Source organism: Trinickia violacea (assembly GCF_005280735.1).
Taxonomy (GTDB): domain Bacteria; phylum Pseudomonadota; class Gammaproteobacteria; order Burkholderiales; family Burkholderiaceae; genus Trinickia_A; species Trinickia_A violacea.
In genome coordinates, this window is sequence record NZ_CP040078.1 from 3,029,614 (window position 1) to 3,053,961 (window position 24,348).

Genomic DNA, 24,348 nt, shown 5'->3' on the forward strand with positions numbered 1-24,348 from the left:
TCACACCTTCTTGACGATCGTCTTGCCAAAAAGGCCTGCGGGCTTAACTGCCAGAACGACGAGCAGCAGAACGAGCCCAGGGACGTCCTTGTACCCCGTGGAGACGTAGTAGCCCGTGGCCGTCTCCGCGATTCCGAGGATGAGGCCGCCCACGATGGCGCCCACACCGGAGGTCAACCCGCCGATAATCGCTACAGCAAAAGCCTTCAGTCCCAGCGACGCGCCCATTCCCGCGCCGGCCAGCGTCAGGGGCGCCACCAGCACACCGGCGAATGCCGCGGTCGCGCAGGACAGCGCGTATGAGAAGGTGATGACGAGACCGGTATTGATGCCCATCAGGCCCGCTGCGCCGCGATCGACGGCGGTGGCCACCACGGCCTTTCCGAAGATCGACTTGCGGTTGAAGAGCTCGATCGCGAGCATCATGGCGAGTGCGCCGACGACCACGACGATCTCCATGGGCAGCAGATTCGCCCCGCCGAGCTGCAACGGCATCTCCGGCACCGGAGAAGGGAACTTGACGTTCTCCTTGCCCCAGATGTTCTCGGCCACGTTCCTGACGATGATGCCAAGCGCGATCGTCGACATGATCCAGCCCTCGGACTTTCTCTTTAGCGCCGGCTGCACGGCAAGCCGTTCGACGACGACGCCGAACAGCGCACCGAATACCAGAACGACCGGAATCATCAACCAGTAGTTGACGTGCCCAACCACGGAAAACCCGACCAGCGCACCAACGGCCAGCGCTTCGCCATGTCCAAAATTCAGTGTCTCCGAAGTTGCAAAGGTCAGTTGGTATCCGAAGGCGACAACCGCATAGATCATCCCGACGGCGCAGCCGCTAAACAAGATTTGCAGCAGGACGTTCATGAGCGCGCTCCGGGTCTCACTTGCTCTCGCCGACCTTGACCACCTCGCGATTTGCGATGGTCGCCATGAACGCCTGAGACGCGTTCTTGAAGAGTTCGTGATTGCTCTTTGAGAACGGCTTGTCGTAAGTCATCAACACGCCGTCGACTTTGACGTTGAGGTTTTCGAGCGCGTCCTTCACCTTGGGGCCGTCCGTCGAGCCCGCTTGCTTGATCGCCGCGGCAAGCAGGTACACGGTGTCATAGGCGGGCGCCGCCCATCCCAACGCCGCGATGCGCTCGACCTTGTAGGTCTTCTCGTAGTTCTGGACGAAATCCTTTCCCTTCTGGTTCGCCGAGGAAGCGACGAACGTCTGCGGGAAAATCGCCCCTTCCGCATTGGCGCCGGCGGTATCGATGAAGTTCGGCATCGACAACGTATGGCTGCCGATCATCGGGACCTTCCATCCGAGCTTCGTCATGCCGTTGGCGATCTGTGCGAGCTCGGGGCCCACCGCATAGGTGAGAATGACCTGGGCTCCCGCATCCTTCGCACGCAGCAGTTGCGGTGTCATGTCGACGTCGCCGACGTTGAACTTCTCAGTGGCGACGGGTTTCACCCCTCGCTTATCGAGCGCCGAGATCAGCTCCGCGCGCCCGAGCTGCCCGTAGTTCGTCGAGTCCGCGAGAATCGCCACCTTCTTGTATCCGCGCCGTCGCACCGCCTCTTCGGCAATCATGTCGGCTTGGATGTTGTCGGGAAGCGAGACGCGGAATATGTAGTTGTCCGCGTACTGGGGAGGGCCGAACATCTTGGTCACTTCGGTCCCCGTCGGACCGGGCGTGATGACCGGGATTTTGGCTTCTTCGTAAAAGCGCGCGCTCGCCAGCATGACGCCGGTATTGATGATCCCGACGCTCGCCACGACGTGCTCTTTGTAGATCAGCTCCTGGGCCACCTGGGCGCCGCGCTCGTTCTTCGCTTCATCATCGCGCTCGACGAGTTGAAGCTGACGGCCGAGCACGCCGCCGCCACGGTTGATCTCATCGACAGCAAGGCGAACCGCATCGCGCATCGATATGCCCATCGGACTGGATCCGCCGGTAAACGGCCCCGACAGGCCGATCTTGATCGGCTCGGCAGCCTGTGCGGAAAACGTCATCGCGACGCCGAGAGCCATCGCGATCAAGCGCATCTTCAGCTTGGTGTCCATCTTCGTCTCCTCCGATACGGAGTGTGTGTGCAAGGGCGTGCCAGGCGCCCCGATTTTTCTTTAGTGAATATGCAGGCCGCCGTTGACGTCCAGGACGACGCCCGTGACGTAGCTCGACAAGTCGCTCGCTAAAAAGAGAAACGCATTCGCGATGTCGAGCGGCGAACCGAGTCTCCCCATCGGCGTGCTGTTGGCGACGGCCTGCTTGCCGTCGTCCGTGATCTTTCCCTGCAGCAGTTCGGTGTCGATCAGTCCGGGCGCAACCGCATTGACGCGAATCCCGTCCGGCCCGAGCTCGCGTGCCATCGCTTTCGCGAGCGTCTGCACGCCGCCTTTTGCGGCTGCGTAATGCGGGCCGCCCAGCACGCCGCCGCCGCGCTGCGCTGCGACCGAGCCCATGCAGGCGATGTTGCCGCTCTTGCGCGATCGGAAGTGTGGAACGACCGCGCGCGACATATTGAAGGCGCCGCGCAGGCTGACATCGAAAACGAGGTTGTAGTCGTCCTCTGTGCTGTCCATGAGCCGTTTCGCCTGACTGACCCCGGCGTTGTTGATGAGGATGTCGACGTGCCCGAATGCAGCGATCACTTCCTCGACGACCGCCTTGCACCGCTCGGCATCGCGCACGTCACACGCGTATCCGCGGTGCGCTTCCCCGATTTCCTTTGCAGCGTGGCTTGCGGTGGCGCCATCCAGATCAAGCAGCGCAACACGCGCGCCTTCCTGCGCAAACCGCTTCGCCGTTGCCCAGCCGATCCCGCGCAACGACGCAGCGCCGGTTACGATTGCGACTTTGTCTCTTAGCAGCATGAACTCCTCCTATGGATCGATGTGGCTCGTGTCGCTCACGGAATCAAAACGACCGAGCCATGTGTTTTGCCCGCCGAGAGATCAGCGTGCGCTTGCGCCGCATCACGCAGCGGGTAGGCATTCCCGACCTTGATCTTCAGCTTGCCTTCCCCGATAAGGTCGAACAAAGCCTTGACGCCCGCCTGGAAGTCACTCGCGTCCGCCGTGTACTGACTGACGGTCGGACGCGTCACGAACAGCGAGCCCCGATTGCGCAACGACATCAAGGACACGGAACCTGGATCCCCCGACGGCCAGCCGTAAGACGCGACGAGTCCGAACCGCTTCGCGCATTGAAGCGACCGTTCGAACGTCTCCACGCCGATGCTCTCGTAGACAACCGACACCCCTTGCCCACCGGTGGCGTCCTTGACGACCTGCACGAAGTCTTCATCCGGCATCAGCACGGGATGCGGACAACCGAATTCGCGCAGCAGCGCGACTTTCTCCGGTGTACCGGCGGTGCCGATGACTTTCACGCCGAGATGCGCGAGCCACTGGATGAGAATCAGGCCGACACCGCCCGCTGCCGCATGGACCAGTGCGGAATCGCCCCTGCCAATCGTGCGCAGACGCGTCGCCAGGTACCACGCGGTCAAGCCGCGAAACAGCGCGCCGGCCGCGATATCTGCGGGCATCGAGGGGTCCGGCAGCCGGATGACGCGCTCTGCCGGCACGACGCGCTCCTCCGCGTAGCTGCCCGCCACAAAGTACAGGTAGGCGACGCGGTCGCCGCGCGCCACGTGGTGCACGCCCTCGCCGACTTCCTCAGCGACGCCCACGGCTGCAAAGCCGACCCCAGTCGGCAACGCGGCAGGCAGCAAACCGCCGCGGATCTGCGTATCGATAAAGTCGACGCCGATGGCCTCGTGCCGCACCCTCACCTCGTTGTTCCCGGCATGACGTACCGGCTCATCGACCAGACGCATCACCTCGGGGCCGCCCGTCTCTACGACGACAACTCGTTTGAAGCTCTCGCTCATTTGTACCAACCTCGTAACCGTTTCAGAAATCGCTCGATCTACTGCGCGGTCCAGCCGCCGTCCACAAGAACACACGTGCCGGTCACCATCGCCGCAGCCGGAGACGCCAGATAGACCGCGGCGGCGGCGATGTCTTCGACCTTCGCCATGTGGCCCATCGGTATCTTCGAGACGAGAAAATCAAACTTCTCTTTCGTGTCGACGATCTTGCGCACGAGCGGCGTATCGACGAACGTCGGGCCGATGCTGTTCACGCGGACGCCCTTGTCAGCAAGTTCGACCGCCATCGCTTTGGTGAGGCCTTCGATCGCGTGCTTGTTCATGCAGTAGACCGTGCGGTTAGGCGAACCGATGTGTCCCATTTGCGACGACACGTTGATCACCGCACCTCCCGTCGCGAGCCGTTCGGGATCTTCGAGCATCTTCCTGACCGCTGCCTGCGACACGACAAACGCGGCGCGAACGTTGAGATTGCACATGAAATCCAGATGCTCGTCCGTCACTTCGACGAACGGCTCGGGAATGTTCGTGCCCGCGTTGTTGACAACGATGTCGAGCCGGGGCAGTTCTCGAATGAGTGCACGTACGGCCGTCGAGTCGGTCACGTCGCATTCGCGCACAATCGCGCGGCCGCCCGTTTCGGCGATATGCGCAGCCACCGTTTCCAACTCTTTCTGAACGAGAGAAACGAGTACCACCTCCGCGCCGGCTTCGGCCAGAGCGGCGGCGATGGCGGCGCCGATTCCCGCGCCAGCGCCCGTGATCAAAGCAGTCCTACCGTCGAGCCGAAACATGGGCAATACGCGGTTGAACGTCGTAGCTGTATTCATGGTGTCTTCCTGATACTGGTGTGATTTCTTTGCCGTGTAGCGGCAACAGCAACACGCTCGATGTCCGCAATCGCTGCGGGCGCGCCGGAGATCAAATGACTCCCCGTGCCGACGCCGCTCGCACCTCTTCCGAGGAAAGTCCTAGCAAGCCGCCATAGACCGATTCGTTGTCCGCTCCCAGCGCACGGCCTGCATGGCGGAACGTGGGCGGAGTCTCCGAAAGCCGCGGCAATGGCGCAGGCACCACGAGATCCCCCGCTCGGAGGTCGTGGACATGCAGGAGATTTCCACGCGCCTTGTATTGCTCGTCTTCGAAGATCTCCTTGATGGAATAGATCTGTGCGCAGGGCACCTCGCCGGCGCGAGTCTTCTCGAGAACCTCCGTCAGCGAATGCTTGCCCATCCACGTCGAAACGACCGTATTGATGTATTGGCGATTCGCGACCCGGATGGCGCTCGTCTGAAACTCGCGCGCGAGCTCGGGGGAGCCCATGACGTCCGCCAGCCGCAGAAACATCTTGTCGTTCGTGCATGCGAGTGCCACCCATTCGCCCGTGCGCGTCCGATAGTGGCTGTGTGGGACGACGTTGACCGTATCGGCTCCCATCCGCTCGCGCACCGTGCCGAATTTCGCGTAGGCGGGCGCGATTTCATCCAGCAGGCGGAATACGGATTCGTAGAGGCCGAGATCGATGAACTGCCCTTTGCCTGTCTTCTCGCGGGCGCGCAATGCCGTCAGCACGCCGATGGCTCCCCACATTCCCGAGACGTAGTCCGCCATTGAAGTCGAGCCCGGCACTACGGGAGGGCCGTCCGCTTCTCCGGCGAGCCACGACAAACCTGCAAATGCGTGAGCGATTCGCGCAAAGCCGGGTTCGCCGCGCTTCGGGCCAGTTTGGCCATAGGCGCTGATGCGCAGCATCACGAGCCCGGGATTGATCTCGCGCAGCGCCTCGAAACCGATTCCCCATTTCTCGAGCGTGCCGGGGCGAAAGTTTTCGAGCACGACATCCGATTTCTCGACGAGCTGCCTGAACAGGGCGACGCCCTCGGGCTTACGCAGATCGAGCGTGATCGCCTTTTTGTTGCGAGCCTCACTGAGCCACACAAGACTGTCGCCGCACTCGGTCGCCGTACCGAACTGGCGTAGCGAATCGCCACCGCCCGGCTGCTCGACCTTGATCACTTCCGCGCCGAAATCGGCAAGGATCGTTCCGCAAAAAGGCGCGGCAACGAAGGTCGCGATATCGAGCACCCGCAATCCTTCGAGCGCGCTCGTTTTCGGGATCTCATGGTCGGCAAGAGGCGGCGTCGCCTGCCGCAACGGAGTATTCATTAAGGTCGTCCCCAAGTTCTGTGAGTTGAATGAGCAGATCCTGTTGGGAGTACTGTAAGTCCGTTCGAGTGAACTGATAATCGCGTTTGTCGTGTCGATTGTGCAGTTTCGCGATACAGTAATTCCAAGCTCCCCTGCACGAACGCCGTGCGGGTTTCCCCTTTCATTCAAGCCAGTCCGACCATGAAACAACTTCCGAAATCTCTGAGTGCGCTCAATCTCCGTTTGCTGCAAACATTCTTGCTCGTGGGCAAGCAAAGCAGTTTCCGAATCGCAGCCGAGAAGGCCTATCGCTCGCCATCCGCGGTCAGCGCTCAAATCCGTCAGCTCGAGGAACAGCTGGGCGTCGCGCTTTTTCACCGGACCACACGCAACGTTCGTCTGACCGAGGAAGGCGAGCAGCTTCTCGAATGTGCGCAACGTGCCCTGCTCGAAGTCGAGTCCGGGCTGCGCAGGATTCAGGAATCGGCCGACGTCAAACGCGGGCGCGTTGCGCTTTCCTGCTCGCCCACCATCGCCGAGACGCGCCTTGCGAGGGTGCTCGCGGCATTCGAGAAGGACTACCCCGGAATCGAGGTCTCGGTGCGCGAACTCACTTCCAGTGCCCTGTTCGAAAGCGTGCGCAAGCGCGAGGTGGACTTCGGCATCGGCCCGGCGATCGATACCGTCGAGTTCGAGTTCGATCCTGTGCTCGACGATCCTCTCTATGCGTTGGTGCCGAAACGATTCATCTCCACCACCAAATCCACCATACCGCTCGCAGCGCTCACGAACATGCCGCTCTTGATGCTGAATTCGGCGACGGCGCTGCGCGGCATGGTCGACGCCGCCATGCGCGAGCGCAACCTCTCGTTCTCGACTCGCTACGAGTTCGCTCAGGCTCAGACATTGATTTCGATGGCCTCGGCGGGCCTGGGCGCCGCGATGCTCCCCAAGGTCGTGCTGCCTGTGACGATTCATCCTTCCACCTACGCCTTGCGCATCACGAGCCCGACGCTGACTCGTCAAGTGTCCGTGATCACGCTGCGCGGCCAGAAGCTCTCGCCGGCCTCCTTGCGCCTCGTGGAGTTGCTGAGGCAGCTGATACCGAACGCCGACGAACGGCGCCAAGTCCCGTCTCGCGGCGGGCGCCTCGACATCTGAGGCAGGGTGCATCGCAGCCTGCGGCCCGCCAACTGTGCTTTGAAACTGCACAATTGGCGCGATATGTTGAATTGTCTCGTCACTCATTCTTCGTTACATTGACCAGAAGATCGATCTGAAACCGAGCCAAAAGGGTCAACTAAAGGTTCGAATTGACGAGGACGTTAGAGCATGAGCGACGTAGACATTTCAAAGCTCCGTGAATGGATCGGCAAATCGGTCGACGACAGCGACGAGCTGTCCGTCCGGCACGCGCGATTGATGGCGGCGACGATCGGATACGACACGACGCCGATCGAGAAAGGGGCGCCGCTGCCGCCCCTCTGGCATTGGATCTACTTTCTTTCCGGCTTGCCGGAGCGTGAGCTGGGGCACGACGGTCACCCGCAGCGCGGCGGCTTCCTCCCTCCCGTTCCACTTCCCAATCGAATGTGGGCGGGCGGCCGCGTGAAATTCCTGAAGGATCTTCCACTCGGTGCAGAAGTGCGCAAGCGGTCCACCATCCAGTCCGTCGAGCACAAGCAAGGGCGCTCGGGCGACTTGGTCTTCGTCACTGTGCGGCACGACGTATCGCTCGGAAGCGAGCTGGCGATCTCGGAGGAACATGACATCGTCTACAAGGAGGCGTCCAGCGGCGCACCGGCGAAACAGGAAGCGACAACCGTCAAGCCCGATCTACGCGAGACATTCCTTGCAAGCAGCACGACGCTCTTCCGGTACTCCGCGCTCACGTTCAACGGACACCGGATTCACTACGACCAGGACTACTGCCGTTCGGTCGAGGGTTATCCCAACCTCGTCATACACGGCCCGCTTAACGCCACGCTGCTCGCCGGATACGCACAGCGTCTCGCCGGCACACCGCTGAAGTCGTTCGACTACCGCGGCGTGCAGCCGGCCCTCCTCGGCAACGCGCTAAGCTTGAACGCGGTCCGCAAAGCCGATGGCTTTTCGCTATGGACCGGCTTGCCGAACGAGCACATTGCAATGCGTGCCGAAGCCGGTTTCTGATGCTGCAGGACAGCGGCTGAGCCGCTGTCCGTGGCGTCAGACCAGAGCAGGCGACCAAGCCTCGTAGGCGAGCGCATACGAATCGCCGCGACGTTCGATGCGAGCGCAAGCCGGCATGTTGAAATGCATGCCGCTCACCAGCAGATCCTCCTGACTTACGCGATCCAGCAATTTGCGCCGAACCTTGGCCGCCTCGTCGGGCGCACTGTCGAAGGCGATGGTCACTTCAGGCCGCTCGATCTGGACATGCGGAAAGTGAACGACGTCACCCCATACCAATAGCGACTGCCCGCCGTCCGAGATGAGATAGCCCGTATGTCCGGCTGTATGTCCGGGCAACGGGACGGCCTGAATCCCGCTCAGCACATCCTCCGAAGTAAACGGCACCAGTTGCTGCTCATAAGCGTTGAACGCGTTTCGAGCGACATCGAAGAACGGACGGAAGCCGTCGGAAGCACTGGACCGGATCGTTTCGTCGCGCCAGAAATCCAGCTCGGCCTGATGAACCAGCAGTTGCTGAACATTGCGGAAAAGCGGCGTGGCCAGCGGACCAGCAAGGCCGCCGACGTGGTCGGGGTGCGCATGCGTCAGCAAGATCGTGTCGATCTGGAGCGGGTCGATCCCTGCGGCGGCCAGTGCAACCTGCAATCGTCCACCCCAACCGTTGATGCCGCCGGCGCCCCCATCGATCAAGATGGTGCGTGTCTTGTCTTGCACGACGTACACGTTGACGTTCATGCGCGGAATATCCGGCACGCCTCGTTTGCGCAGAATCGCTTCCGCGGAAGCGCCATCGATTCCGTTAAGCAGGTCGAACGAGACATCGAGATAGCCGTCACTGATCATCGTGACGGTCATGTCGCCGATTTTCCGGCGGTTGAGACCGGGGGCCTGGTAAGTGGGGGGAGAAATCATCTGCGTTGTTCCTATTGGTAGGTTTCCGACATCAGAGCTTCACAATGATCTTGCCGACCTGACTGCCCGCTTCCATGTAGCGATGCGCGTCGACGATCTGATCGAAACTGAAGACGCGATCGATCGCAGGCCTCAGCGCCTTCGTCGCCAAACCGTGCGTAATGAAGGTCTTCGCATCCTCGATCTTGCGGCTGTCCTTCGTGATTTCGAACAGTTCGTACCCGCGCACCGTAAAGTGCTTGGACAGAATATCCATGACCGGCACAGCGAGGTCGCGAGAATCGAGCGCACCGTATTGGTAAAAAATGCCCTCGTAGGACAGCGCCTGCATCAGGTTGCGCGCGTTGGGCCCGCCAACCGGATCGAATGCGATGCGCGCGCCCTTGCCGCCCGTGATCTCCATCACACGCTCGACGAGATCCGGCGCGTCCGCCAGGAACACGTGGGACGCGCCCGCGGCTCGCAACGAGTCCATTTTTGCAACGCTGTTGGTGAGCGCGATGGGAATGGCCTTCACCATGTTGGCAATCTGGATGGCGGCCAGGCCAATACTGCTCGTCGCCGCGCCGAGGAGAACGGCGTCCCCTTCTGCCAGCCCACCCATATTGATCAGCGCGCCATATGCGGTGGTGAACATCATCCACGTCGCGGCCGCCTCTTCGTACGTCACGCTGTCAGGGACTTTCACGACCGCATGGGCCGGCACGTTCACCACTTCGCCGTACATGCCGTATTCGGCAAATGAGAACGCAGGAATTACGCTTACCCGGTCGCCAGTCGAAAAGCCGCTCACACCGGAGCCCATCGAAAGCACGTCGCCTGCGGCCTCATAGCCCAGCTTTGCAGGAAACTGCGGTTCGATAACGTACTGGCCGGTGCGATACATGATTTCCGCACGGTTGATGCCAATCGCCTTCACCTTGATCTGAATTTCATTGGATTGCGGCGCAGGGACATCGATATCGTCGAATTGCAGGACCTCCGGTCCGCCGACACGATGGAAACGAACAACCTTCGACATAAGTTCAGCTCTCCTATAACGGTTTCCTCGACAGCGAATCTCACGATTACGCTGCGTCGATCTTGTCAGTCACTTTAGGTTGCGAAACCATGCGGATAAACCGGGCATCGAATAATTGTTTGTTATTGCGTCAATAACAATTTCATCGCGCGCGTTTAAGCAGAGGAAAGCATCGCAACGCGCGGCTGAAGCGCCGAGCGCTTTTACGCGCCCCGGATCCACCCTGCTATCGCGCCGACCCAGCCGAGCGCACAGACCGCGCATGTCGCGGCGGCCAGCACCCATTTGTACGCGCCCTTAAGCCGGGCCTCATCCGGCAGCGCGCGGGAGGCGAGCGCAATCAAGAGGCCAAGAACGAGCGGCAGTAACAGAGCATTGACGACCTGCGCGCCGATGTTCAGCCACACGAGATCGCGCACGGCCCAAACGAGCGCCGCGCTACCTGCGACCACCAACCCGTACACTCCGTAGAACCACGGCGCCTGCTGCGGACGGAGTTCGAGCGAATGCCGGTAGCCGGCGACCTCGCCAACGCCCCACGCGAGAGCGAGCGACGCGACGATCGCCGCGACCATCGCGGCCCCCAGCACGCCCGCGCCGAACACGATGCGCGCGACCGCCGTGCCGAGCACGGGCGCGAGCGCCTGGCTGATGTCGCCGACGCTTGCGAGCGAGCCCTGCGCACCCTTGCTGCCGAGCGTCGCCGCCGCGGCGATCAACACCGCCGCGGTCAACCATTGCGTGAGCACCGCGCCGGCCGCTGTGTCGACGCGCGCGGCCTTGCAGTCCTCAGGGCTCAGGCGCTTGCTCGCCACGGCCGCCTGTTGATAGAACACCATCCATGGGTTGAACACCGCGCCGATCAGCGCAGCCGCCAAGTACAGGAAGGCGCGATTCGAGAACGGCAGGTTGACCGCATCGAACGCAACCGTGCGCCAGTCGGGATGCGTCGTCCACGCCACGACGAAGAACGCGAGCTCGAAGAGCCCGATCACGAGCGCGGTCCGCTCGATCCGGCGATACGATCCGGTCGCGACGACCGCGAGAAGCGCGAGCGCGGCGGCTGACAGCGTCAGCGAGCGCGGCAGCCCGGCCATGTCGCCGATGCCCGCGACCGCAGTGAACTCCGTGACGAGCGAGCCGGCGGCCGCGACGCCGAGTCCGGCGGCCGACAGCCACGCCCAACCTCGGCCGAAATGCTCGCGGACCAGTTCGCCATGCCCCCGCCTCGTGTAGATGCCGAGGCGTACCGTCAGTTCCTGAATGAGGTAGAGCGGCACGATCAGCACCAGCAACAGCGGCAGCAGCCGGTAACCCCACTGCGCACCGGCCTGCGCGGCAGTCACGACGTTGCCCGCATCGGCATCGGCGAGCATCACGAGTAGCCCTGGGCCCCATACCGCGATCCATCGGAACGGGGTCCACAGCGTGGCTGCCTGCGGGACTTGGCTCATTGATTCGCAGCGTCCGTCAATTGCGATGCGTCACGGTCGGGTCCTTGTCCGCACCTGCCACGATCCCCTCGTCGTGCAGTTTGCCGATTGCGGGGGAGTCGAGCCGCAGCACGTTCGCGAGGATCTCGTCCGTATCCTGTCCCAGCAAAGGGGCTGGGCGGACAGGCGTTCTCGCCACGCCCGAGATTCTCAGCGGCGTGCCGGCGGCGAGATGCTTCCCGACGCCGGGGGTGTCGATACGCTCGAAAACCGGGTTCTTCACGCTCACGCGCGGATCCGATTCCACGAGCTCGCGTACCGTCCGGTATTGGCCCGCGCAAACGCCGAAGCGTTCGAACACCGCATCGATCTCGGCAAGCGGACGACGTTCGCACCAGGCGCGCACGATGGCCGCGATCTCCTCGCGCGCCTCGTAGCGATCCACCTCGTTGCGCAAGTCGAGCCCATGCGCGCGTTCGATCCGTTCGACATCACGCTCCATGCCGCAGGCCGCGACGAGCGCTTTCCATTGCCCAAAGCTGATCGCTGCGACCATGATGCGCTTGCCATCTGCCGTACCGAAATCCAGGCCGAAGGCGCCGTAGATATGATTGCCGACTGAAGGGCGCTCCTGACCGAGCACCTCGGCTTCCGCCGTGGCGCCGAGGTGCGCGAGCACCGAGAAAGCGACATCCGAGAGCGCAAGGCGCAGCTCCGCGCCATCGCCCGTGCGGCGGCGCGCGCCCGCTGCCGCCAGCACGCTGAACGCCGCCTGATACGCGCAGGCGACATCCCACGCCGGCAATACGTGATTGACCGGCGCATTCACCGATCCCCCGCCCGTCATCGCGGGATAACCCGTGGCGCAGTTGACCGTATAGTCGACCGCAGACGAGCCGTCGCCGTTGCCCTGGATAAGACAGGTGATCATGTCGCGGCGTCGGCTCGCCAGCAGATCGTGTGCTAACCATGATGTCGCAATGTTGGTCAGCAAGACACCTCCATCTTCATCAGGTGCCGTCGCCAGCGCCTGCACCAGCTCCCGCCCTTCGGGCCGCCGCAAGTCGATCGCGATCGAGCGCTTTCCCTTGTTCAGCCCCGTCCAGTACAGGCTCCGGCGGCTAGGCGCAAGCGGCACGCGTCCATAATCGATTCCACCCCCGATCATGTCGACGCGTATGACGTCCGCGCCAAATTCGGCAAGTGTCAGTCCGGCCAACGGTGCCGCGATAAACGCGGAGCTTTCAATGATTCGCAGTCCTTCTAATAGACCATACGTCATATTCTTGAACCTCGGGTTACAGCTTCATCGAAACGGCTCGTTCGGGCTCAGCAGGATGGCTTGGTCTCGCGCGGCACCAAGCAGCTACGTTCGAATCGCATGAAGATGGTGCCGTTCTGAGTGAAGGCCTCGGTCACGACGGTAACGATCCCTTGCCCAGGACGCGACTTGCTCTCACGCACCCCCTTCACCTTCGAGCATGCGTACACCGTATCGCCTGGAAAAACCGGCGCGAGCAGCTCGACCTGCTTCCAGCCGAGATTGGCGATCGCATTGAAGCTCACGTCATCGACCGACATGCCGAGTACGATGGCGAGTGTGAGCCCGCTGTTCACCAGTGGTTTGCCGAACTCGGACTTCGCGGCAAACGCTGCATCGCAATGCAGCGGATGCCGGTTCATCGTCATCAGACTGAAGTTGATGTTGTCGGCCTCCGTGATCGTTCTGCCCGGCCAATGATGGTAGACATCTCCGACAACAAAGTCGTCCAGAAAGCGCCCGATTTTCGGCTGCCGCGCCTCTACCTCGAAAGTTGCCATGCTTTGCCTCAGTGATTGAAATTGGCCAACACACCATCGATCAGTGCACGGCGGCGTACATGATCTTCTCCTCAGTCGCGTCGTGACTGTTGAACTCCTCGACGATGCGTCCCTGTCGAGCCACCAGGATGCGGTCCGATAAGTTCATCACCTCGGGGAGGTAGGACGAAATGACGACGACCGCGAGCCCGTCATCCGCGAGCTTGTTGATCAATTGATGAATCTCGGCGATGGCCCCGACGTCCACACCTCGCGTGGGTTCGTCGAAGATCACGAGCTTCGGCCGCTGGCACAGCGACTTGGCAATCACCACCTTCTGCTGATTGCCGCCGGAGAGTTCGACAACCTTGGCATTGCCGTTGATGGCCCGGATGTTGATCGCCTTCGTCCAATCGTCGGCAAGCGCCTTCATTTCGCCGGGGCTGACCGTCATCGAGCGATGGGCGTTGCCGGCGAGTTGCCCCATGTAGATGTTCTCGGCGATGGACTTCGTTTCGAAAAAACCATCCAGCTTGCGGTCTTCCGTGACATAAACAATGCCATCGCGCACGGCGGGGCGCGGAATCCGGTAACGCGTGTGCTTGCCGTCGAAGATGACTTGGCCGCCATGAAAATGGTCGCGTTTGACGACTCCAGATACGACTCGCATCATCTCCGTCCGGCCTGAGCCGATCAGCCCGAATACGCCTGTCACCTGCCCTGAAAACACAGAGAAAGACGTATTGCGAACCAGCTTTCCCATCGACAGGTTCTGCACGCTCAGGATCTTCTGGCCGCGGGAACGGATGGCCCGCCCGCCCCCCGGCTTGCCGTAGAGCTCGTTCGACAGCGTCCGGCCCACCATCGCCTTGACGATGCTCTCGCGATCGAACTTCGAGGCGTCATCGGTCACGACGAGCTCGCCGTCGCGAAGAATCGTCACGCGGTCGGAGATCGCCAGAGCCTCCTCCAGCGCGTGCGTGATGAACACGATGGTGGTGCCCTCTCGTTTCAGCCTTGCGATCAGCGCAAAGAAGTGTCCTTTCTCCTCGGGCGTCAACGTGGCAGTCGGCTCATCGAAGATGATGACCTTGGCCTGGTGGTGGACCGCGCGAGCGATCTCGACCATCTGCTTTTGCGCCGCGCCCAGCTGGCTCACATTCAAGGTCGGATCGACCGGAAAATTCAGGCCCTGCAGGAATTGCTGCGCGGCGATGTAGAGCCCGCGAAGACGGTTGAACATCTTCTCGTTGCCGAGATAGAGGTTCTGTGCAACGGTCAGCGAAGGCACCAGGCTGGTCTCCTGGAACACCATCGCCACGCCGGCCTTCAGCGCTTCGTGCGGTGAATGGAACTTGACCGCTTTACCTTCCAGCCGCACCTCGCCCGACGTGGGCTCGACGACGCCCGCCATCATCTTCGTCATCGTGGACTTGCCGGCGCCGTTCTCGCCGAGCAAGGCGTGAATTTCACCCTTGCGCAACTGAAGGCTGACATTCTTCACCGCGGGCACCTTGCGGTACTCCTTGGTGACCCCAATCATTTCAATGACGGGCTGCATTGCGGTTCTCCCGGGTGCGTGGAGCGTCGAAAGCGAGAATCGCATTCCCCCCTTTTGACGTAACGATTGCGCTGCCATTTATTTCGACCACGCTGGTGATGCCGTGACGGACGCCGTCGGCGCGGCTGTGGAAGCTCTCGAGCACCTGGAATGTGCGATCGAGCTTCACCACGAGACCATAGGAGCGCGTCGGCGCCCAAGGCTTGAGAATGCCCATGCGCTTCACGCCGCCGCCTTGCAGCGGTTCCAGAAACGAATCGCCGCTACGTAGCGCCGGCGCGATCCAGAACTGCGGCGCCACCTCTTCCATCATGCGGCGGCGATAGGCTTCCTCGCGCAGGACGAACTCGATGAGCTGACTGCGCGGCGCGAAGAGGCAAAGCCAGTACCCGTCCGTCGCCTTTACGATCCGCGAGGGATAGGCAGGCAGATCGGCAAGGATCGCGCGCGGCCGTTGCGTCGCAGCAAGGTCGATGGACAGCAGCTGATGCCGCCACGCTTCCGACACGACGAGCTGCCCGCCATCGGCCATCACACCAGCGGGAAACCCCAGGCCCTTTGCCAGTTCCGTGCAGCTGCCGTTCCCGGCATCGAGCCGCCACACGGAGCCGCTCGCATTTTTCTCCAGGAGGTCCTTCGCCCACCCCTTGGGCCCGTTCGACAGCGAGCCGTTCGTCACGTAGATTTCATCGCCGTTGCCGTGAGCGACTGACGTAAGGCACGTCAGGCGACGCTTCGACAGATCATGGATCGTTTGCGGCTTCCTACCTTCTTCCCACACGGCGACACTGCCGTTCGAGAGACAAGCCGCGAAACGGCCATCGGAACGCGCCGCCAATGCCGTGATCTCTGCGGGAAACTCCTCGACCCGCTCCGCTTTCTGCGAACCGTTATTCAAGCGATACACGCACCGGCCAGAAGTGAAATACGTGCGGTCTCCGAGGACGGCGAGGTTGTCCGGCTCCGCGATTTGCTCGACGAGATGCGCGGCATCGAGCAAGGAGTTCGGAAGCAGCGGGCCATCCATGGCGGGAATGGTTACGGCGTATTGACCTCGCCCGAAAAAGCGGTCGGCGAGATTCATGAATGGATTGGACATCTCAGGCTCCCCAGTAGCTCGCGTGCGCGGTCCAGTTCGGGTCTGCGTCATCGAGCTTGAATCTGCCGACACGATTGTTCGTGATGCCGCCAATATATAAATAGCCCTTGTTCTCGCGCATCGACGTGATCATCGGGTGGTTTTGTCCGCCGAAATCCCACAGCGAATCCACGATCTCACCGCGGTCGTTGAACTTGACGATGCACCCTGTGTTGATGTTCGGCACGATCCATTCGTCTCCCGGCAGCCTGCGCGTCATGCGCTTCCTGAAGGCGGGCATCTTCATTGCAACCTCGAGCGCCGGCCCACGCATGCCCATGAGCGCGAGCCAGTAGGTGCCGTCCGAGGCGCGGTTGATGTTGTCGGGATAGCCCGGCAAGTCGGAGATCAGCGTTTCGAGTTGGCCCGCCTTCGGGCCGGATATCCAGTAACGGTTGATCCGGCACATCCAACTCTCTGCAAAGAGGATCGATTGACCATCGTGGGATAGGCAAACCCCGTTCGGGAATACCAGCTTGCCAATGAGCGTCTTCGTCTTGTTCGTGGCCGGGTCGTAGCAAATGAGCCGCCCGTTGCCACGGCCCTCGAGCGCATCGGTGATCCAGCCGGCCATGTCGTATCGGATCGTCGCCTCCGAGAAATAGAGCTTCCCGTCGGGCGCGATATCCACGTCGTCGGCCAGGCGAAAGCGCGAGTCGTCGATAATCGAAAACCACGAACGATTGGTCTCGTCGGTGAGCTTGCGTACGACACCCTGCTTGTTCACCGCATACACGCCCATGCCACCCACACAACTGACGAGATCGCCGTCCTTGGTGAAGGCCATGCCTAGCGGGTGCCCACCGATATGGCAGAAGACCTCCGAGCGCCGATAGTCAGGCGCCAGGAACCGCACGATGTCGCCGTGCCGGGTCCCGGTATAGAGGTTGTCATCCGCATCGAAGATCACGTCCTCGGGGCCCTCGACCTCGCCGAGCCCTATCGCCTCTGCCGCACGAAGACGCGTATTGAGCGCATAGTTCGTCGTCCCATCAGCCGTCGTGTCAGGGCATGCCGGGAGCTTCACGAAAGTCGGCGAAACATAGAACTTGCCGAGCACCTTGTCGCGGTTCTTCATCCATCGAACGTCGATCGCAACTGCGACCGCCAGAATGACACCCATGACGGCCTGCCCCGATCCGCTCACGAGGCCGAGACGCATCACGCCGGTGGTGACGATCATGACCGTCACGGCGCCCATCAGCGCCTTTGCCGTCGAGCTGCGGCCGCCTCCCAGGCTGTTGCCGCCGAGAATCGCCGCGGTGAGTGCCGAGACTTCGAGGCCGACGCCCGCGTCCGTGTTGAGGCTGCCGAGACGTGCGGCATACAGGAACCCGGCGACGCCCGTCATGACGCCAGATATCACGTACGTCGAGCACACCATCGAACGAACGGACAGACCCACGTTGTGCGCGGAGCGGCGCGAACCGCCGACCGCGAGGATGCGCCAGCCCGGCCTCGTCCGCGAGAGGAAGATATGGACGACAACGGCAACGACGACGGCCACGATGAAGCTGAACGGCAAACCACCCACCGACCCGCCGCCGACGTAGTCCCACACGGGCGAGTCGAATGTACCGGAGGAGATTGCGACGGAATACTTCAATAACGCCATGTCCACGGCGGCACGGACGATAATCAGCGTCACAAGCGTCGTCAAAAACGCACGTAACCTGAGAAAGCCGACCAATACGCCGTTGACCGCCCCCACCATGGCACAGGTAAGGACGGTCGCAGCGAAGGTCAGCGGCAACGACCAGTTCAGCAAGTCGAGCCCGGCCAACGTGACCAGATTGGCGAGCGCGAAGTTCGACCCGACGCTCAGATCGATACCGCCCCCGGCGATCACGATCATCATGCCCATGACGACGAGGGTGAATTCACCGAGTTCACGCGACGTCGCCGAGAGGCTGCTTGGATCGAAGAAGCCGGGCAGCAGGTGCGAGAACACCAGCACCGTGAGGAGAAGAAAGGCAAAGGGCGCGGCATTGTCGATCCACTTCTTCGAGAGAATCTCCCCGAAGATATGGTCTGGAACCCATCGGTAGCGGAGCTTCGCGAGCAGATCCGCTCCCTTATAACGATCGCCCCCGTCTTGCAGCGGCCGGGCGACAGGCGTGCCGAGCTCGCCCATCTGACGTGCTGTTTCCATAAAGAACCTCAGCGGATATCCTTAAGCGCGTAACAAGCAGGGCTGCTGTCCACGTTGGCTTTGGTAATGACGGTCAGACCGCTGAAGAGTTGGCCCTTCGTCTTTCCGGGCGCGGGCTTGACCTGCAACAGATAGCGAATCATGTCGTTGAGGTCCCGGCCTTGGCCTGCCGCGTTATAGCTGATGTACGACGAGAACGTGCCATCCGTGACCTTGTCGCACATGCTGCGCTCGCCGCCACCCGACGTAATGACGGCGACCTTGCCCGTCTTACCCGCCTGTTTCACGGCCGCCGCGGAACCGATATCCTGCCCGTCCCATCCACCGATGACAGCGCAGACGTCCGGGTTCTGCTGCAACACCGTAGCCGTGATAGCGCGTGCTTTGCTCGCATCCGTGTCCGCGGACTGTTCCGAGACGACCTTCATCTCGGGATGCTGCGCCAGCACGTCCTGGATCCCCTTGTTTTGGTAAACGTTGGAGGCTGCGGTCAACGTCAACTGCGTGATCGCAATCTTTCCGTTTCCACCGTGTGCGGGGCTGCACTTATCGACGGCCAGATTGGCCAGCGTTTTCCCGATTTCCACCCAATCCGGACCGACGAAGGCCTCGGTCTGCGTGACCGACTTCAAATTGATCTGAACAACGTAGATCCCCGCCGCTTGCGCCCTTTTGAGGAGATTCGAATACACCTGAATATCCGGATTCTGAACAATCAGGATGTCCGGCTTCTCGGTGATGGCCTGGGTCAATGCTTGCGCACCGGCTTCTGTCGACCAATTCGGATCGCGCACTTCGAATTTGTAGCCGAGCAAGTCAGCTTGCTTTTTCATCTCTGCTGCCCAGGCTTGGGTCAGATCGAGTCCCATCCCCAGCGGGATGAACACGACACGCTTTCCCTTGAGCGCGTCATAGTAGCCTGCGCGCTGAGGATCGTCGTAGCCGTTCAATGCCCACGCGGACATCGCGTGAAATCCAATTAGTGCTGCGAAGCATGCTGCAAATAATTTCCTCACTTCCGTCTCCTTAGTGAACTTCCGTTTGAGCGTTTCTTTAAATGTCACCCTGCTGCGCGGTCTGCTCGTCCCGCGGATTCAAGATGCCGTCGGCAATGATGGCGGCAAGCAAAATCAGGCTCTTGATGATGTTCTGGATCGTGTAGGGAACATCGAGAATGGTCATCCCGTTGAGCAGGATGCCGATCAGGAGCGTCCCGACGATCACGTTCCGAACGCCCCCCTTGCCTCCGCTCAAGCCGACGCCCCCGAGCACGACGACGAGAATGACGTCGTAGATCAGCGTGGAATTCACGATGCGCGTATTCATGCTCGATACTGAGGTCGCCGCGACGATGCCCGCGACGAATGCCATGGCCCCGGACATGACGTACTGAAGAAGCAGCATCGGCCGAACGGGAATGCCCGTAATGCGCGCTGCCAACAAGTTGTCGCCGAGCGCATAAAAGAAACGCCCCATCTTCGTGAACCTGAGCACCAGCGCAATCAAGGCACATGCCAACCCAAACAAGACAACGGGCATTGGGATACCCGCGACGCGCCCGTTCCCTGCCTGGGCCAGCGCGAAATTGGCCGGCATATAGACGGCATCCGCCGATACCAGCTGAGAGTGCCCGATGCCGTAAATGAACGTACCCATCGCCAAAGTGGCAAACAACGATGGAATCTCGATGTAGGCCACAAGAAATCCCGTGAGAAGCGACATGGTTACGGCGACGAGAAAACCAGCTCCGACTGCACCGAGAGTGGCCCAACCGGACGACACGAGGTTGAACGACCACGCGACCGAAATCGCCATGATCGAAATCATCGACAGATCGACCCCGCGGCCGACCACGACAACCGCCATCCCCAGCGCAAGGATGCCCAGTACCGAAACATCTCGGATCAGCTTGAGGAGGTTGTCGGGAGAGAGAAAGTTGTTCACGGTGAGGCTGAATGCCGCGAACAGGAGGAGCGCCAGAACGAGCACAATGCGCTCTTGCTCAAGCTTGAAGGTCATGCTGTTTTGTCTCCTAGAAGGCGCAGCGAGTGCACCTACGTTTTACGAATCAACGGACGCCCGGATGCTCACGCTGTTGTGCATTCACCGAACTCCTCGACTTCTATTTGCAGCTAGAGTAGCCCTGCCAAATAGATAAATAAAATGAAATAACTGAACTAATCATTCTGGTTTCTTGAACTATCCCGTCGAGACGAAAAAAAAGCGTGGCCGCAGCCACGCTTTCCGAACGAGCAGAGATCCGCTACCGAAGCACGAACGGGTCGGGCGTCTCCGTGCCGGTGCTGATCCACACGCTCTTGGTCTGAAGGTACTCGCGCACGGCGTCAATCCCGTTCTCGTGCCCCACGCCCGAGCGCTTGTGACCACCGAAGGGCGACATGTAGCTAACCGCGCGATACATGTTGACCCACACCATGCCCGCCTCAAGACGTTGCGACATGACGATTCCGCGACGCAGGTTCTCCGTCCAGACGCCAGCGGCCAAGGCATAGTTGCTATCGTTGGCGATACGTACGGCATCCTCTTCATCGTCGAAAGGAATGCACGCGAGCACCGGCCCGAACACTTCCTCTCGTGCTATGCGCATCTGATTGTTCACGTTCCCGAAGATGGTCGGCTCGACGAACTGACCTGCGCCGAGATTCGGCCCGCTCGCCTGTCGTCCGCCCAGCAGGCACTCGCCGCCTTCGCCCTTGGCGATCTCGATGTACTCGAGGATTTTCTTGAATTGCGGCGGCGTCGTCACGGGCCCAACCTGCGTGCCAGTATCCATCGGGTCGCCGAGCTTCGCGGTCTTGGCGAAATCGACCACGCGCTGCACGAACTGATCGTAAATCGTGCGTTGGACGAGCAAGCGCGATCCCGCGACACAGGTTTGGCCCGACGCAGCGTAGATGCCGCCGATCGCTCCCTTGACCGCATTGTCGAGATTGGCGTCGTCGAACACGATGTTCGCGGACTTGCCCCCCAGTTCCAGCGTGACGCGCTTGAAGTCGCGGGCCGCGCTTTCGTAGATGCGCTGGCCGCCAAACTCGCTGCCCGTGAAGGCGATCTTCTTCACGAGTGCGTGCGTGACGAGCGGTTCGCCGACTTCCTGACCCAAGCCTGTCACCACATTGATCACGCCCGGCGGGAAACCGGCCTGCTCAACCAGCTTCGCAAACTCGAGCGCCGATGCGGACGTGTATTCCGATGGCTTGAGAACGAACGTATTGCCCGCGGCGAGCCCAGGCGCAAGCTTGTTGGCCGCCAGCAGCAATGGCGAGTTCCAGGCCGTGATGGCGACGCACACGCCGAGAGGCTCGTGCCGTGTGAAGTTGAAGGTCTCGGCTTTGTCGATCGGAATGACAGCGCCTTCGATCTTGTCCGCCAGCCCGCCGAAATAGTAGAAGTACTGTGGCAGGTACCTGACCTGCCCAAGCATTTCGTTGATCAGCTTGCCATTGTCGGCGACTTCGATTCGCGCGAGCCGCTCAGCGTGCTCCGCGATGAGATCTCCCAACTTTCGCATGAGGGCTCCGCGCGCCGATGCCGTGAGCTTCGGCCAGGCCCCGGTCGTGAACGCCGCATGGGCCGCTTGCACCGCAAGCTCAGCATCCGCTGCACGCCCGCGCGGAATCGTGGCCCATGCCTCGCCGCTGTATGGGTTCACGGTTTGGATCGTTTCGCCACCAACCGCGTCCACCCACTGGCCGCCGATATACATCCGATATTTCTCGAGTGAAGTCATTTCGTTGCGTCGTCTAAGTGAAGAGGAAAGCAAGGAGGGCTGACGGCGGGGTGTGCGACCCGTGGATCAGCGTCCACTGCGGTCTCGAAAGACTAGAGGCACTCCGTTGGTTTGACAAATTAAAAGATGAGAACAATTATTCAATTTTTCAAAGGAGTGCTCGTTCCATGTCTCGTCAACAAGAGCTTGCCGCGCCCCCGCTGCGGGTTAACCTGAAGCTCCTCCATACCTTCATGCTGGTCGCCGAGACGAAAAGCTTCCGGCAAGCGGCCGACGCCTTGCATCGTTCGCATTCCGCTATTACTACGCAGATCAAGCAGCTTGAAGCGCAACTCGGCATCACGCTGTTTCATCGCACCACGCGCTTGGTCAAGCTGACCGAGGAAGGCGAGCAACTGCTCGATTGCGCGCGGCGTGCCGTCAACGAAGTTTCGCTTGGCCTTCGCAAGATTCAGGAGGCCGTTGACGTTCGACGCGGCCGGATCTTCCTGTCGTGCTCCACCACCATCGCGTCGACGCGCCTCGCCAATATCCTCGCGGAGTTCGAGAAAGACTATCCGGGCGTCGAGATCTTCGTTCGCGAGCTGACGACGACGGCGCTGATGGAAAGCGTGCGAAAAGACGAGGTGGACTTCGGCATCGGCGCCATCCTCGACGCGCCCGACCTGAGCTTCGAGCCGATCCTGACCGAAAACCTGTACGCCTTGGTTCCGGAGCGGTTCAAGACGCACAATCGCCCGACGATCACACTCGAAGAGCTGTCTCGCATGCCATTGCTGCTACTCAATCCGGCGACTGCCTTGCGTGCCGTCATCGAGGAAGCAGCCAAAACGCGCGGCCTCACGCTCAATCAAAAATTTCAGTTCAGCCAGGCACAGACGCTCATCGCAATGTCCAACGCCGGGCTTGGCGTCGCCGTCCTGCCCGAGGTCGTGCTCCCTGAAAAAAAGACCCCGGGCGTCGACACCCTGCTGATCGTGGAGCCGCCTCTGCAACGCCAAGTTGCGATCATCACCGTGCGGGGGCGCACATTGTCTCCCGCTGCCGCTCGGCTTGCGCAGATCGTCCGCCAACTGATCGGCGGGCGTCCAACGGCATCGCGAAAGGGCAGTCGCCGGCAACAGAAGGATTAGAGCGAATCCGATAACAATAAAGAATTGTTATCGATGTTTATCGGCGGCTTGATCGCGTGTACGTTACAGACCGCAATCATCTCGCGCCGAATACGTATTACGTATCGACGCATGGGCAACAACGGAGCGGCTGCAGTTCGTCCGCCAACAGGAGCCGGCAAATCGATGTCACAAGTGCTTGGAAATGAGGTGGAGCTGGAAGCGGCTCCCAATCGTGGATTTCATGATGTATTTCGACCAGGAGAACTGACGCTGGGCTTCATTCTCCCGCTCGAGGGTTACCCGCATAGCGCTGCGCCGACCATGCGCAATCATGGGGAGCTTGCGGAACTGTCGGATAAGCTCGGGTTCGCGGCGCTCTGGGCGCGCGATGTCCCAATGCACGATCCTGCCTTCGGCGATACCGGGCAGACCTTCGAAGCGTTCACCTACCTCTCGTTTCTCGCTGCGAAAACGCAGCGAATCGCGCTCGGCACGGCAAGCACTGTCATACCGTTTCGTCATCCCGTCCTGCTCGGCAAGGAAGCTGCGACCGTCGATCAGCTATCGGGCGGACGCCTGATACTCGGCATCGCTTCGGGCGATCGTCCAGCTGAATATCCCGCGTTCGGCATCGAGTCAGACTACGAGACGCGCGGCGAACGGTTCCGCGACGCATTTCAGATGTTCAACGTGCTCACACAGGAGTCGTTTCCCATTGCCGCCTCCGATCGATTCGGCACGCTCGAGGGACACCTGGATCTCGTTCCGAAGCCCACGCGCAGAATCCCACTCATGGTGACCGGGCGCAGCCAGCAGGCCATCGATTGGATTGCGCGCCACAGCGACGGGTGGTTCTACTACTACGTCAATGTAGAACGCGTGCAGCCGCTGGTCTCTATGTGGCGCGACGAGGTCGCGAAGGTGCACGGCACTGAGGCGTTCAAGCCATACGCTCAGGGCATGTTCTTCGATCTCGCCTCTGATCCGAACTGCCCCGGTGTCCCCATCCACGCAGGCCTCAGGATGGGTCGCAACACGCTGATTCAGTATCTGGAAACGCTTAGGGCAGCAGGCGTGAACCACGTCGCGTTCAACCTCAAGCCATCGCAACGCGACGCGAGAGGCGTGATGGAAGAATTGGCGGAGTATGTCTTGCCGACGCTTCGCTGAGAAAGCCCTGACCGCTTCCCAAGCAACGCTCCTGCGAAGACACCCTGGCTCGAGCCCAAGTCGAAAGAGGAGAATGTC

21 protein-coding genes are annotated in these 24,348 nt (G+C 61.2%); 4 read left to right on the top strand and 17 right to left on the bottom strand.

Annotated features, from left to right (window positions below):
• From FAZ95_RS35680 to FAZ95_RS35705, 6 genes are all read right to left on the bottom strand, one after another.
• Nucleotides 1-870: a branched-chain amino acid ABC transporter permease gene (locus tag FAZ95_RS35680; RefSeq protein ID WP_137337071.1), complete on the bottom strand. Its 870-nt coding sequence runs from the start codon at nucleotides 868-870 to the stop codon at nucleotides 1-3.
• A gap of 16 nt (nucleotides 871-886) precedes the next feature.
• Nucleotides 887-2,062: an ABC transporter substrate-binding protein gene (locus FAZ95_RS35685; protein ID WP_137337072.1), complete on the bottom strand. Its 1,176-nt coding sequence runs from the start codon at nucleotides 2,060-2,062 to the stop codon at nucleotides 887-889.
• A gap of 60 nt (nucleotides 2,063-2,122) precedes the next feature.
• On the bottom strand, nucleotides 2,123-2,872 hold the full coding sequence (locus FAZ95_RS35690; RefSeq protein ID WP_137337073.1) for an SDR family NAD(P)-dependent oxidoreductase: 750 nt from the start codon (nucleotides 2,870-2,872) through the stop codon (nucleotides 2,123-2,125).
• A 35-nt stretch (nucleotides 2,873-2,907) separates the two neighbouring features.
• Nucleotides 2,908-3,894 carry a quinone oxidoreductase family protein gene (locus tag FAZ95_RS35695; protein WP_137337074.1) on the bottom strand — a complete coding sequence of 329 codons (987 nt, stop codon included), beginning with the start codon at nucleotides 3,892-3,894 and terminating at the stop codon, nucleotides 2,908-2,910.
• Between the two features lie 38 nt (nucleotides 3,895-3,932).
• A complete protein-coding gene (locus FAZ95_RS35700) occupies nucleotides 3,933-4,724 on the bottom strand; it encodes an SDR family NAD(P)-dependent oxidoreductase (RefSeq protein WP_137337075.1) in 792 nt (263 codons plus the stop codon).
• Nucleotides 4,725-4,815: 91 nt separating this feature from the next.
• Nucleotides 4,816-6,060 carry a CaiB/BaiF CoA transferase family protein gene (locus FAZ95_RS35705; protein WP_137337076.1) on the bottom strand — a complete coding sequence of 415 codons (1,245 nt, stop codon included), beginning with the start codon at nucleotides 6,058-6,060 and terminating at the stop codon, nucleotides 4,816-4,818.
• Nucleotides 6,061-6,243: 183 nt separating this feature from the next.
• On the opposite strand from FAZ95_RS35705, the gene FAZ95_RS35710 reads away from it, so the two are divergent.
• The gene (locus tag FAZ95_RS35710; protein ID WP_137337077.1) at nucleotides 6,244-7,203 is read left to right on the top strand and encodes a LysR family transcriptional regulator; all 960 of its coding nucleotides are present in this window, start codon (nucleotides 6,244-6,246) and stop codon (nucleotides 7,201-7,203) included.
• A 171-nt stretch (nucleotides 7,204-7,374) separates the two neighbouring features.
• Nucleotides 7,375-8,214: an HTD2 family dehydratase gene (locus FAZ95_RS35715; protein WP_137337078.1), complete on the top strand. Its 840-nt coding sequence runs from the start codon at nucleotides 7,375-7,377 to the stop codon at nucleotides 8,212-8,214.
• Nucleotides 8,215-8,250: 36 nt separating this feature from the next.
• Here the strand turns inward: FAZ95_RS35715 and FAZ95_RS35720 are convergent, their stop codons facing one another.
• From FAZ95_RS35720 to FAZ95_RS35770, 11 genes are all read right to left on the bottom strand, one after another.
• On the bottom strand, nucleotides 8,251-9,129 hold the full coding sequence (locus tag FAZ95_RS35720; RefSeq protein ID WP_137337079.1) for an MBL fold metallo-hydrolase: 879 nt from the start codon (nucleotides 9,127-9,129) through the stop codon (nucleotides 8,251-8,253).
• Nucleotides 9,130-9,160: 31 nt separating this feature from the next.
• A complete protein-coding gene (locus FAZ95_RS35725) occupies nucleotides 9,161-10,150 on the bottom strand; it encodes a zinc-dependent alcohol dehydrogenase family protein (protein ID WP_137337080.1) in 990 nt (329 codons plus the stop codon).
• A gap of 203 nt (nucleotides 10,151-10,353) precedes the next feature.
• Complete coding sequence (locus tag FAZ95_RS35730) at nucleotides 10,354-11,604, bottom strand: NRAMP family divalent metal transporter (protein ID WP_137337081.1); 1,251 nt, start codon at nucleotides 11,602-11,604, stop codon at nucleotides 10,354-10,356.
• 16 nt (nucleotides 11,605-11,620) lie between these two features.
• Nucleotides 11,621-12,865 (bottom strand): CoA transferase, encoded by a 1,245-nt coding sequence (locus FAZ95_RS35735; protein WP_137337082.1) that lies wholly within the window; start codon nucleotides 12,863-12,865, stop codon nucleotides 11,621-11,623.
• Between the two features lie 47 nt (nucleotides 12,866-12,912).
• Nucleotides 12,913-13,404, bottom strand: a complete 492-nt coding sequence (locus FAZ95_RS35740) for a MaoC family dehydratase (RefSeq protein ID WP_137337083.1) — start codon at nucleotides 13,402-13,404, stop codon at nucleotides 12,913-12,915.
• Nucleotides 13,405-13,444: 40 nt separating this feature from the next.
• Nucleotides 13,445-14,944: a sugar ABC transporter ATP-binding protein gene (locus FAZ95_RS35745; RefSeq protein WP_137337084.1), complete on the bottom strand. Its 1,500-nt coding sequence runs from the start codon at nucleotides 14,942-14,944 to the stop codon at nucleotides 13,445-13,447.
• Nucleotides 14,928-16,043 (bottom strand): SMP-30/gluconolactonase/LRE family protein, encoded by a 1,116-nt coding sequence (locus FAZ95_RS35750; protein WP_175425844.1) that lies wholly within the window; start codon nucleotides 16,041-16,043, stop codon nucleotides 14,928-14,930. The genes FAZ95_RS35745 and FAZ95_RS35750 overlap by 17 nt, the downstream gene beginning before the upstream one ends.
• A gap of 1 nt (nucleotide 16,044) precedes the next feature.
• A complete protein-coding gene (locus FAZ95_RS35755; protein ID WP_254700131.1) occupies nucleotides 16,045-18,234 on the bottom strand; it encodes an ABC transporter permease in 2,190 nt (729 codons plus the stop codon).
• Between the two features lie 8 nt (nucleotides 18,235-18,242).
• Nucleotides 18,243-19,199 (bottom strand): sugar ABC transporter substrate-binding protein, encoded by a 957-nt coding sequence (locus tag FAZ95_RS35760; RefSeq protein ID WP_137337086.1) that lies wholly within the window; start codon nucleotides 19,197-19,199, stop codon nucleotides 18,243-18,245.
• A gap of 88 nt (nucleotides 19,200-19,287) precedes the next feature.
• Nucleotides 19,288-20,253 (bottom strand): ABC transporter permease, encoded by a 966-nt coding sequence (locus tag FAZ95_RS35765; protein ID WP_137337087.1) that lies wholly within the window; start codon nucleotides 20,251-20,253, stop codon nucleotides 19,288-19,290.
• A gap of 244 nt (nucleotides 20,254-20,497) precedes the next feature.
• Nucleotides 20,498-21,985: an aldehyde dehydrogenase gene (locus FAZ95_RS35770; protein WP_254700133.1), complete on the bottom strand. Its 1,488-nt coding sequence runs from the start codon at nucleotides 21,983-21,985 to the stop codon at nucleotides 20,498-20,500.
• 17 nt (nucleotides 21,986-22,002) lie between these two features.
• Here FAZ95_RS35770 and FAZ95_RS35775 point away from each other — a divergent pair, with 17 nt between their 5' ends.
• Nucleotides 22,003-23,118: a LysR family transcriptional regulator gene (locus tag FAZ95_RS35775; protein ID WP_254700134.1), complete on the top strand. Its 1,116-nt coding sequence runs from the start codon at nucleotides 22,003-22,005 to the stop codon at nucleotides 23,116-23,118.
• A 33-nt stretch (nucleotides 23,119-23,151) separates the two neighbouring features.
• Nucleotides 23,152-24,270 (top strand): LLM class oxidoreductase, encoded by a 1,119-nt coding sequence (locus FAZ95_RS35780; protein WP_254700136.1) that lies wholly within the window; start codon nucleotides 23,152-23,154, stop codon nucleotides 24,268-24,270.
• Nucleotides 24,271-24,348: the final 78 nt, after the last annotated feature.

What these genes read in the sequence shown, in the direction of transcription:
- FAZ95_RS35680 (WP_137337071.1), bottom strand. Translation starts at nt 870, where the DNA reads ATGAACGTCCTGCTGCAAATCTTGTTTAGCGGCTGCGCCGTCGGGATG.
- FAZ95_RS35685 (WP_137337072.1), bottom strand. Translation starts at nt 2,062, where the DNA reads ATGGACACCAAGCTGAAGATGCGCTTGATCGCGATGGCTCTCGGCGTC.
- FAZ95_RS35690 (WP_137337073.1), bottom strand. Translation starts at nt 2,872, where the DNA reads ATGCTGCTAAGAGACAAAGTCGCAATCGTAACCGGCGCTGCGTCGTTG.
- FAZ95_RS35695 (WP_137337074.1), bottom strand. Translation starts at nt 3,894, where the DNA reads ATGAGCGAGAGCTTCAAACGAGTTGTCGTCGTAGAGACGGGCGGCCCC.
- FAZ95_RS35700 (WP_137337075.1), bottom strand. Translation starts at nt 4,724, where the DNA reads ATGAATACAGCTACGACGTTCAACCGCGTATTGCCCATGTTTCGGCTC.
- FAZ95_RS35705 (WP_137337076.1), bottom strand. Translation starts at nt 6,060, where the DNA reads ATGAATACTCCGTTGCGGCAGGCGACGCCGCCTCTTGCCGACCATGAG.
- FAZ95_RS35710 (WP_137337077.1), top strand. Translation starts at nt 6,244, where the DNA reads ATGAAACAACTTCCGAAATCTCTGAGTGCGCTCAATCTCCGTTTGCTG.
- FAZ95_RS35715 (WP_137337078.1), top strand. Translation starts at nt 7,375, where the DNA reads ATGAGCGACGTAGACATTTCAAAGCTCCGTGAATGGATCGGCAAATCG.
- FAZ95_RS35720 (WP_137337079.1), bottom strand. Translation starts at nt 9,129, where the DNA reads ATGATTTCTCCCCCCACTTACCAGGCCCCCGGTCTCAACCGCCGGAAA.
- FAZ95_RS35725 (WP_137337080.1), bottom strand. Translation starts at nt 10,150, where the DNA reads ATGTCGAAGGTTGTTCGTTTCCATCGTGTCGGCGGACCGGAGGTCCTG.
- FAZ95_RS35730 (WP_137337081.1), bottom strand. Translation starts at nt 11,604, where the DNA reads ATGAGCCAAGTCCCGCAGGCAGCCACGCTGTGGACCCCGTTCCGATGG.
- FAZ95_RS35735 (WP_137337082.1), bottom strand. Translation starts at nt 12,865, where the DNA reads ATGACGTATGGTCTATTAGAAGGACTGCGAATCATTGAAAGCTCCGCG.
- FAZ95_RS35740 (WP_137337083.1), bottom strand. Translation starts at nt 13,404, where the DNA reads ATGGCAACTTTCGAGGTAGAGGCGCGGCAGCCGAAAATCGGGCGCTTT.
- FAZ95_RS35745 (WP_137337084.1), bottom strand. Translation starts at nt 14,944, where the DNA reads ATGCAGCCCGTCATTGAAATGATTGGGGTCACCAAGGAGTACCGCAAG.
- FAZ95_RS35750 (WP_175425844.1), bottom strand. Translation starts at nt 16,043, where the DNA reads ATGTCCAATCCATTCATGAATCTCGCCGACCGCTTTTTCGGGCGAGGT.
- FAZ95_RS35755 (WP_254700131.1), bottom strand. Translation starts at nt 18,234, where the DNA reads ATGGAAACAGCACGTCAGATGGGCGAGCTCGGCACGCCTGTCGCCCGG.
- FAZ95_RS35760 (WP_137337086.1), bottom strand. Translation starts at nt 19,199, where the DNA reads ATGTCCGCGTGGGCATTGAACGGCTACGACGATCCTCAGCGCGCAGGC.
- FAZ95_RS35765 (WP_137337087.1), bottom strand. Translation starts at nt 20,253, where the DNA reads ATGACCTTCAAGCTTGAGCAAGAGCGCATTGTGCTCGTTCTGGCGCTC.
- FAZ95_RS35770 (WP_254700133.1), bottom strand. Translation starts at nt 21,985, where the DNA reads ATGACTTCACTCGAGAAATATCGGATGTATATCGGCGGCCAGTGGGTG.
- FAZ95_RS35780 (WP_254700136.1), top strand. Translation starts at nt 23,152, where the DNA reads ATGTTTATCGGCGGCTTGATCGCGTGTACGTTACAGACCGCAATCATC.